Annotated in this window: 7 protein-coding genes; 1 reads left to right on the top strand and 6 read right to left on the bottom strand. The window is 66.7% G+C overall.

Annotated elements, in window-relative coordinates:
- Nucleotides 1–182: 182 nt before the first annotated feature.
- Nucleotides 183–1,418, bottom strand: coding sequence for an ABC transporter substrate-binding protein (locus OCK02_RS12585; protein ID WP_263813354.1), 1,236 nt, complete (start codon nucleotides 1,416–1,418; stop codon nucleotides 183–185).
- A 409-nt stretch (nucleotides 1,419–1,827) separates the two neighbouring features.
- Between OCK02_RS12585 and OCK02_RS12580 the strand changes: the two genes are divergently transcribed.
- A complete protein-coding gene (locus OCK02_RS12580) occupies nucleotides 1,828–2,862 on the top strand; it encodes a LacI family transcriptional regulator (protein ID WP_263813353.1) in 1,035 nt (344 codons plus the stop codon).
- Between the two features lie 205 nt (nucleotides 2,863–3,067).
- On the opposite strand, the gene gndA is transcribed toward OCK02_RS12580, so the two are convergent.
- From gndA to ccoG, 5 genes are all read right to left on the bottom strand, one after another.
- Nucleotides 3,068–4,504, bottom strand: coding sequence for an NADP-dependent phosphogluconate dehydrogenase (gndA, locus tag OCK02_RS12575; RefSeq protein ID WP_263813352.1), 1,437 nt, complete (start codon nucleotides 4,502–4,504; stop codon nucleotides 3,068–3,070).
- Between the two features lie 180 nt (nucleotides 4,505–4,684).
- Complete coding sequence (gene ccoS, locus OCK02_RS12570; RefSeq protein WP_263813351.1) at nucleotides 4,685–4,861, bottom strand: cbb3-type cytochrome oxidase assembly protein CcoS; 177 nt, start codon at nucleotides 4,859–4,861, stop codon at nucleotides 4,685–4,687.
- Nucleotides 4,858–7,158 (bottom strand): cation-translocating P-type ATPase, encoded by a 2,301-nt coding sequence (locus OCK02_RS12565; protein ID WP_263813350.1) that lies wholly within the window; start codon nucleotides 7,156–7,158, stop codon nucleotides 4,858–4,860. Before OCK02_RS12565 ends, ccoS begins: the two co-directional genes overlap by 4 nt.
- Nucleotides 7,155–7,658 (bottom strand): FixH family protein, encoded by a 504-nt coding sequence (locus tag OCK02_RS12560; RefSeq protein WP_263813349.1) that lies wholly within the window; start codon nucleotides 7,656–7,658, stop codon nucleotides 7,155–7,157. The genes OCK02_RS12565 and OCK02_RS12560 overlap by 4 nt, the downstream gene beginning before the upstream one ends.
- Nucleotides 7,655–9,238 (bottom strand): cytochrome c oxidase accessory protein CcoG, encoded by a 1,584-nt coding sequence (gene ccoG, locus OCK02_RS12555; RefSeq protein ID WP_263813348.1) that lies wholly within the window; start codon nucleotides 9,236–9,238, stop codon nucleotides 7,655–7,657. The genes OCK02_RS12560 and ccoG overlap by 4 nt, the downstream gene beginning before the upstream one ends.
- Nucleotides 9,239–9,245 lie beyond the last annotated feature (7 nt).

Here is a 9,245-nt window from a genome sequence, read left to right as displayed (position 1 = left end):
CGCAAGCGGACACGCCGGTCGACGGCGCACATTGAAAGGGCCAGTGACCCGGGGACATTCCCCCTAAGCGGCCGCGGGGCGCGCCCCGCCGCCGCCCCGCGCGCCCCCCCGCGGGGCGGGCCCCCCCCCCCCCCGGCCCCGTCCGGAGACCGGAGCCGGCGGCGTCAGCGCGAACGGGCCGATCAGTTGGCTGTCGCGATGATTTCGGCGAAGCGCTTCTGGGCGTCTTCCGGCGACATCGTCGCGCTGGCGAAGAATTCGGAGAACAGGTCCTCCTTCTGCTTCTGGCTGTCGGCCGAGAGCAACTGGTCGGTCCACTGGATGACGTTGCCCTTGGCCAGGATGTCGAGCCCCTTCTTCATGCAGTCGTTGGCGGCGGCGAGATCGACGTCGCCGCGCACCGGCAGCGAACCCTTCTTCAGGTTGAAGGCCACCTGCGCCTTGGGATCGACCAGCGTCTCGGCCAGCACCTCCTGCGCCTTGGATTTCGCCTCGTCCTCGAGTTGTGGGAAGTAGAAGGCATCGCCACCGGTGGCGATCACCTCGGTCACGCCGAGCCCCGGCAGGCAGCTGTAGTCCTCGCCGGCCTTCAGGCCCGCCAGCTGGAATTCGCCTTGCGCCCAGTCGCCCATGATCTGGCCGCCGGCCTTGCCGGTGATGACCATGTTGGTCGCCTGGTTCCAGTCCTGGACATTGGTGCCCCTGGACATCCGCCGCGCATCGTCGGCCGCCTTGAAGACCTTGGCCATCTCCGGACCGGCGGCGACCTCGGCGTTCTTCTCGCCGAACACCTGCAGGAACACGTCCTTGCCGGCGAGCGCCAGCATCAGGACGTCGAAGGCGCCGTTCGCCTGCCAGGCCTGCCCGCCGACGGCGAGCGGCACGATCCCCGCTTCCTGCAGCGCCGGCGCGGCCGCGACAAGTTCGTCCCAGTTCTTCGGCACGGGGATGCCGGCCTTCTCGAACGCGGCGTTCGACAGCCACAGCCACTGCCAGGAATGGATGTTGATCGGCGCGCAATAGATCTTGCCGTCGATGGTGCAGGAATCGAGCAGGCTCGCCGGCCGGATGATCTCCTTCCAGTTGCCCCGCTCGGCGACATCCGTCAGGTCGCGCATCAGGCCTTCCTGGACGAGTTCCTCGGCCTGCCGGCCGTGGTTGAACTGCGTGGCGCCCATCGGGTCGCCGCCGGTGATGCGGCTGACCATGATCGGCCGCGCCGTACCGCCGGCGCCGGCGATGGCGCCGTCCACCCATTTGTTGCCGGTGGCGTCGAAGGCCTTGGCCAGCTCGGCGACCGCCGCGGCCTCCCCGCCGGACGTCCACCAATGCGTCACCTCCAGGTCCGTCGCATGGCTCGCTGCGACCGGAAGCGCGACAGTCGCCGCCAGACCGGCAATCGCGGAACGGATTTTCATGAGTCTCCTCCCTCACTGAAACGTTGCAGTAAAAACGTAGAGCAAACGATTTGCCCGCGCAACCCGCCGCCGCGAGAATCCGCAGAATTCGCACTTGGACGGATGGGCACCGAAATGCCGCAATGCAAAATAGTTCTCGTATCGCCTTGTATAAATGTCGTTATTGGCGCCAATCGCAGCCATAACATGCGAAGATTTTGCGCAAGTAGACCTGCAATCCCTGCACCGTATGGATGCCGTATAACAACCGAGGCGAGCCGGAAGGCCGTTCCACTGCGTCACAAACCGCCAGATAACGTCTCGACAATGGAACTGTATCGTTTCAGTATGAAGGCATTATCGAAGCAGGAGTGGCCACCGGTTCGCAGGCGTGGTAACCGGCCGATGGCAGAAGGGATTGCACACGGGCATGGACAGGATCACCAGGGAGCGGGCCGGCGGCACCCCGTCCGGCCAGGAAAGGCCGACGCTGAAGACCATCGCCTTCATGACCGGGCTCGGCATCACCACGGTGTCGCGCGCCTTGAAGGATGCGCCGGACATCAGCCACGAGACGAAGGAGCGCGTCCGCCTTGTCGCCAGCCAGATCGGCTACCAGCCGAACCGCGCCGGCGTGCGCCTCAGGACCGGCAAGACCAACGTGATCAGCCTCGTCCTCAGCCTCGAGGAGGAGATCATGGGCCTGACGAGCCCGCTGGTGGCCGGCATCTCGGAGATCCTCGGTGCCACCCCCTATCACCTCGTCGTGACGCCCTACCGCACCGCCAACAATCCGCTCGACCCGATCCGCTACATCCTCGAGACAGGCGCTGCGGACGGCGTCATCATCTCGCGCACCGAGCCGCGCGACGCCCGGGTCGCGTTGATGATGGAGCGCAACCTCCCCTTCGTCACCCACGGCCGCACGGTGATGGGCCTGGAGCATCCGTTCCACGACTTCGATAACGAGCGCTTCGCCTACGAGGCGGTCAAGCGGCTGGTCGAGCGCGGCCGCCGCCATCTGATGCTGCTGGAGCCGCCGCCGCACCTGACCTTCAACATCCACATGCGCACCGGCTTCGAGCGCGCGGTGCGCGATTTCGGCGCCTCGATCTATCCCTTCAGCGAGGTCAACCTCGATTCCGGCCTGCCGGACATCCGCTCGGCCTGCGAACGGGTGATGCGGGCATCCGACGCGCCGGATGGCATCGTCTCCGGCTCAGGTTCCGGCGCCGTTGCCCTGATCGCCGCCGTCGAAAGCAGCGGCCGCCGAATTGGCCACGACATCGACATCGTCTCCAAAGAGCCGAGCACCTTCCTGCAATGGCTGCGGCCCGAGATCATGACCATGCGCGAGGACATCCGCCTCGCCGGCCGCGAACTCGCCAGCGCCGTCATCGGCCGCATCAACGGCCGCCCCGCAAGCGAACTGCAGACGCTGAGCTATCCGATCCCGACGGATTGAGGCTGTCTCCGTCGACGCCGAAGCAGCAAGGACGCTTGACATTGCCTGTTCCGATCTTCGACCAACGCCCGAAATGGCCCGAGGATGACGCTCGCCGTCTTGCGCAGGCCCCCGCGCAACAAAAAGGGCCGGCGCGCGCCAGCCCTTTCGTGTTTTCCCTGCCGCCGATCTTGCAATCAGCGACACTATCCGAAAGTCGCCGCGATCAAGCGCCGGCGACGAGGCCGCTGCCCCAGGGGCCGTGGTGGTTGTCGGCACCGTCGACGCGGTCGAAGCCGTGCGCGCCGAAGAAGTCGCGCTGGGCCTGGATCATGTTGGCCGTGCCGCGGCCGCGGCGGTAGCTGTCGAAGTAGCCGAGCGCCGAAGCGAGTGCTGGAACCGGAAGGCCGGCGAGAACGGCGGCCGAGACGACGCGACGCAGCGCACCGTCGGTTTCCTTGACCATGGCCGAGAAGGCGGGCGTGACGATCAGGTTCGCCGCGTCAGGTGCCGCGGTGAAGGCGGACGTGATCTCGTCGAGGAACTGCGAGCGGATGATGCAGCCGGCGCGCCAGATCTTGGCGATCACCGGCATCGGCAGGTTCCAGCCGAACTCCTTCGAGGCAGCCGACATGACGGCGAAGCCCTGCGCATAGGCGCCGATCTTGCCGGCGAGGAGCGCGCTTTCGAGATCCTTGATGAAGGCATCGCGGTCGGACACCGACAGCGCCGAGAGGCCGGGCAGACCGAGGGTCTTCTCGGCCGCCTCGCGCTCGTCCTTCATCGACGACAGGCTGCGGGCGGCGACCGCCGCCTCGATCGCCGTCGCCGGCACGCCCATGTTCTGCGCCTCGATGACAGACCACTTGCCGGTGCCCTTCTGGCCGGCCTTGTCGAGGATCATGTCGACGATCGGCTTGCCGGTCAAAGGATCGGCGGTTTCCAGAACGGTGCCGGAGATCTCGATCAGGTAGGAGTTCAGCCGGCCCTTGTTCCAGGTGTCGAACACCTTGCCGATCTCGGTGGCGCTCATGTTCAGGCCATCGCGCAGAATGCCGTAGATCTCGGCGATCATCTGCATGTCGGCATATTCGATGCCATTGTGGATGGTCTTGACGAAGTGGCCGGCGCCGTTTTCGCCGAGCCAGGCGACGCAGGGCTCGTCATTGTACTTCGCCGCGATCGAGGTCAGCACCTTCTCGACGCGCTTCCAGCTGTCCTCGGTGCCGCCGACCATGATCGACGGGCCGTGGCGCGCACCTTCCTCGCCGCCGGATACGCCCATGCCGATGAAGGTCAGGCCGCTGTCCTTGAGCGCGTCGAAGCGGCGCATCGTGTCGCGGAAGTTGGCGTTGCCGGCATCGATCATGATGTCGTTCTTTTCCAGGAACGGCTTCAGCAGTTCCATCTGCTGGTCGACCGGATCACCCGCCTTGATCATGATGATGATCGGGCGCGGCGGGCGGATGGCGGCGACGAATTCCGCGATGGTCTCGCAGGGGACGATCTGGTCCTTGAGGTCGCCCGCCTCCTCGTAGAATTCCCGGGTGCGTTCGGGCGTGCGGTTGAAGACCGCGATCTTGTTGCCTTTCTCGGCAATGTTGAGCGCCAGGTTCGACCCCATAACGCCGAGACCGATCAAACCGATTTCCGCCTGTGCCACGTTCTTACCTCCGTCTGGAATGGTGCTTTGCCGGACGGCCGCAAAGGTCGAGGGCGCTGCATGAAATGTCTTTGCCCGCAGCGGAACCGGAACAAGCCGCTCCACTTTCGGCAGGCGGCTGTTTTGGCATTCAAATCGATTTACGACAAGCCGTTGTTTGGTAACAATCGCGCATGGCAGCTACCCGCCATGCGCACCCGGCGAGCCGCGCTTGCCCCGGTCTTCGTCGTCGAGCACGCGCCAGGCCGCGCCGTCGAGGTCGTCATACTGGCCGTTGCGGATCGACCAGAGGAAGGCGCCGAGGCCGAGGCCGCCGAGAAAGAGCGCGATCGGGATGAGATAGATCAGCGTGCTCATGCCGGCCTCGCCATGCCCGAGGCCGGCTTCGGCGCGGCCGCGTCCTGTCGCAGCGCCGGTGTCCGGCCGCGCAGCCTGAGCGAATTCGCCACGACGATGATCGACGAGGTCGACATCGCCACGGCTGCGATCAGCGGGGTCGCATGGCCGAGGATCGCCACCGGCACGGCGATGACGTTGTAGCCGATCGCAAGCGCGAAATTCTGCCGGATCAGCCTGCCGGCCCGCTTCGAGGTCTCGACCGCGAAGGAGACGGCGTCCAGCCCGTCGCGCAGGAAGACGAGATCGGCGGCCTGCCGGCCGATGTCGGCCGCCGTCGCCGGCGCCATCGACACATGCGCCGCCGAAAGGGCCGGCGCATCGTTGATGCCGTCGCCCACCATCAGCACCCTTGCGCCTGCCGCGGCACTTTCCCGCACCGCCTCGGTCTTGTCGCGCGGCGCGAGCCCCGCCCGCCAGCGGCTGACGCCGAGCTGGGCCGCGACCCGCTCCACGGCCGCGGGACGGTCGCCGGAGAGGATATCGACCTCGATCCCGTCCTTGCGCAACCAGGCGACGGTTTCGCGGGCGGCGGGCCGCAGCCGGTCCTCGAACCGGAAGGTCTCGATCACGGCGCCGTCGAGCGACAGAACCACCTCCGAAGCGGAAGAACCGTCGTCTGCCGGCTCATCGCCGCTGCAGGCAAAGGCGCGGTTTCCAAGCCGCCAGGTCCCCTCCGGCGTCACCGCCTCGAGGCCGCGGCCCGGGATTTCCGCCACTGCCCCGAACTGCGGCACCGGCCCGACATGCGCAGCCGCGAGTGCGGCCGACAGCGGGTGGCGGGAATGAGCGGCAAGGGCTGCGGCGACGGCGAATGCCTGGTCACCCTTCAGGGTGCCCGGCCGGCCGGCAGCCTCCCGCCCGATCAGGCGCGGCGCACCCATGGTGAGCGTTCCCGTCTTGTCGAAGACCACGGCATCGATCTCGGCGAGCCGCTCCATCGCCGAACCGTCCTTGACCATGATGCCGTTGGCAAACAGGCGTCCCGCCGCCACCACCTGCACGACCGGCACCGCGAGGCCGAGCGCGCAGGGGCAGGTGATGATCAGGACGGCAACGGCGACCAGCATCGCATGCTTCCAGTCGCCGTCGGCAAAACCCCAGCCAAGGAAGGAGATCAGCGCCAGCAGATGCACCACCGGCGAATAGTAGGACGCCGCCCGGTCGGCGATGCGCCGATAGCGCGCGCGCCCGCCCTCGGCTGCTTCCATCAGGCCGATGACCTCCGCCAGGAACGAATCCCGCGCCACCGCCACGGCCTCGACCACGAGTGCGCCGGTGAGGTTCATCACGCCGGCCTCGAGCATGCTGCCAGGCTTGGCCGTGACCGGTGCGCTCTCGCCGCTGACGAGCGAACGGTCGACATCGCTCATGCCGGCTATGACGCGGGCGTCGACGGCGAGCCGTTCGCCGGCTGCGACCGACAGCCGGTCGCCGACGGCGATCTCCTCGACGGGACGATACTCGCGCCCTCCGTCGTCCTTGACCACCATGGCGCCGCGCGGCGAAAGCCGGGCAAGGCTGGTGATCGCCGAACGCGCCCGGTCGCGCATGACATGGTCCAGCGTGCGGCCGATCAGGAGGAAGAACAGCAGCGTCACCGTGGCATCGAACCAGGCATGTTCACCGTGGTGGATCGTCTCCCACAGCGAGACGAAATAGGACAGCGTCACCGCCAGCGAGATCGGTACGTCCATGTTGGTCCGCCCGTGCTTCAGCGCGCCCCAGGCGGAGCGGAAGAAGAAGCGCCCGGCATAGATCAGCACCGGCCCGGCGATCAGCGCCGAGATCCAGTGGAACAGATCGCGCGTGGATGCTTCCGCGCCCGACCAGACCGAGACCGACAGCAGCATGATGTTCATCGCTGCAAAGCCCGAGACGGCAACGGCACGGATCAGTTCGTTGCGCAGCGCGTCGTCGGCGGCGATCGGCGCGGTGAACAGATGGGCGGCATAACCGGTTCTGGCGATGGCGGCGGGGATCGTCTGCGGGTCGAAGCCCTCGACATCGCGCCAGCGCACCGACACGCGCCGGGCGGTCAGGTTGACGCGGGCGCTTTCGATCGACGGCAGGCCCGACAGCACGCCCTCGATCGTCGTGATGCAGGCGCCGCAATGGACGCCGGGAACGCTGAGATCGCTCTGGCGCAGCCCCTCGCCCAGGTCGCGGGCGGCCAGCCGCATCTCCTCGGAAGACGGCAGCGTACCGCCTGAGGCAGCCTCGATCGCGCCTTCGGTACCGGGTGCGCAGCAGCTCATGGCCTGCCTCCTGCGACGACCGTGCGGATCGTCTGGTGAAAGATCGGCTGCCCGCCCCGAACGCTCGCGATGTCCGCGATCCATTGGCCGGCGGGCAGTGTCCGTTCAGCAGAGTAGGTTCCCTCCCCTTCGGCGACAAGCGTCAGCCTGAAATCTTCCCGCTCGTCGGTGGGACGCTTGAAGGTAACGGTCACGGCATCGGCTGCGACGGGCCGACCCGCGGCATCATGGAGCCGGTAGCTGACGCGGCCGTCGGCGATGACAAGCGCGCCGGCAAGGCCGCTCTCGGCAAACGCCTTCGCCTTCTCCACCTTGCCGTTGAACTCCTGGCTCGCGACATAGGTGTTCTGCACCACAAGCCCGCTCCAACTGCTAACGGCGTTCCAGGCCATGATGAGGTTGACGGTGATGATGGTGCCGAAGAACAGCAGCATCACCCCCAGCATGTGCCAGCCGGTAAAGCGGAAGCCGGGCTCGTCTGTCTTTACAGGCGGGGTCATCTTGCACCTCCGGGCACGTTGAAATGGGCGTCATAGGTACCGCGCTCGCCGCCCGGCCGGTCCTCGGCGATCAGGCGGAAGCCGTCGCCGGCCTCGGCGCGGAAGTCCCTGGGCAGGGTCACGAACACCTTCACCGCGGTCACCTTGTCGGGTTGGACCGGGATATCGAAGCTGCGCCCGTCGCCGTCCGGGAGGCCGGAAATGCGCATGGTCGCATGCGGCAGGCCCTCGATCGAAAGCGTGATGGTGCGCGGTTCGGGGATCATGTTCAAAAGCTTCACCTCGTAGCCGTTGCGGATCGACCCGTCCGATTCGACCACGAACTGCGGATTGCGGTCATGGATGACGTTGAGCCCCAGCCGGTCGCGCGAGACCAGCGCGAACACGAGACCGAGACCGGCCAGCGTCCATATGACCAGATAGAAGACCGTGCGCAGCCGGAAGATGACGTGCCAGTCGAAATGCCGCACCTTCTCCGAGAAATTCCCGTCCGGTTTGCGCACGCGCGCCGGATCGATCGGCCCGGCGCCGTCCCCGGTGGCCAGCGCCATGTTGGCGCTGTAGTCCGAAAGCGTCGCATAGGCGATCAGCCCCCTCTCCCTGCCGAGCTTGTCCATCACCCCGTCGCAGGCGTCGATGCAGAGCGCGCAGGTGATGCATTCCAGCTGCTGCCCGTCGCGAATGTCGATGCCCATGGGACAGACGGCCACGCAGGCGTTGCAGTCGACGCAATCGCCGACGCTTTCCCCCGCCGCCACAGCCTTCTTGGCATGGCGCGAGCGCGGTTCGCCGCGCCAGTCGTTGTAGGTGACGACCAGCGAGTTCTCGTCCACCATCGCCGCCTGGATGCGCGGCCACGGGCACATGTAGGTGCAGACCTGTTCGCGCATCAGGCCGCCGAAGACATAGGTCGTCGCCGTCAGCACGGCCACGGTGATGTAGGCGACGGGCTGCGCCTGAAGGGTGACGAAGCTTGAAAGCAGCTTCGGCGCATCGGCGAAATAGAAGATCCAGGCACCACCCGTCGCCACCGCGATCGCGAGCCAGATGGCATGCTTGGCGATGCGTTTGCGGACCTTGTCCAGGGTCCACGGGCCGGCGTCGAGCTTCATGCGTGCGTTGCGGTCGCCTTCGATCGCCCGCTCGACGACGAGGAAGAGGTCGACCCAGACCGTCTGCGGACAGGCATAGCCGCACCAGGCCCGCCCGATCGCCGAGGTCACGAGGAACAGGCCGAAGCCCGCCATCACCAGCAACCCCGCCACGAAGAAGAACTCCTGCGGCCAGATCTCGATGAAGAAGAAATAGAACCGCCGGCCGGCGAGGTCGACCAGTACCGCCTGGTCCGGCGCATGCGCGCCGCGATCCCAACGGATCCACGGGGTCAGGTAATAGATGCCGAGCGTGATCAGCATCACGATCCACTTGAAGCGGCGGAATCGCCCTTCTGCCCGCTTGGGGAAGATCTTCTTCCGCTTTTCATAGAGCGGCTTGCGCACCTTGGCGGAGTTGACCGCCTCGGCGTCCAGCCGCTCGATCGCGGCATCCTGTGAGGGTTCAAGGGCGTTGTAGATGTTCATCGATGCA

Source organism: Rhizobium sp. TRM96647 (assembly GCF_025780115.1).
In the GTDB taxonomy this organism is placed as follows: domain Bacteria; phylum Pseudomonadota; class Alphaproteobacteria; order Rhizobiales; family Rhizobiaceae; genus Mycoplana.
Note: the sequence above shows the minus strand (reverse complement) of the source record. Positions and strands in the feature narration are given on the sequence as shown.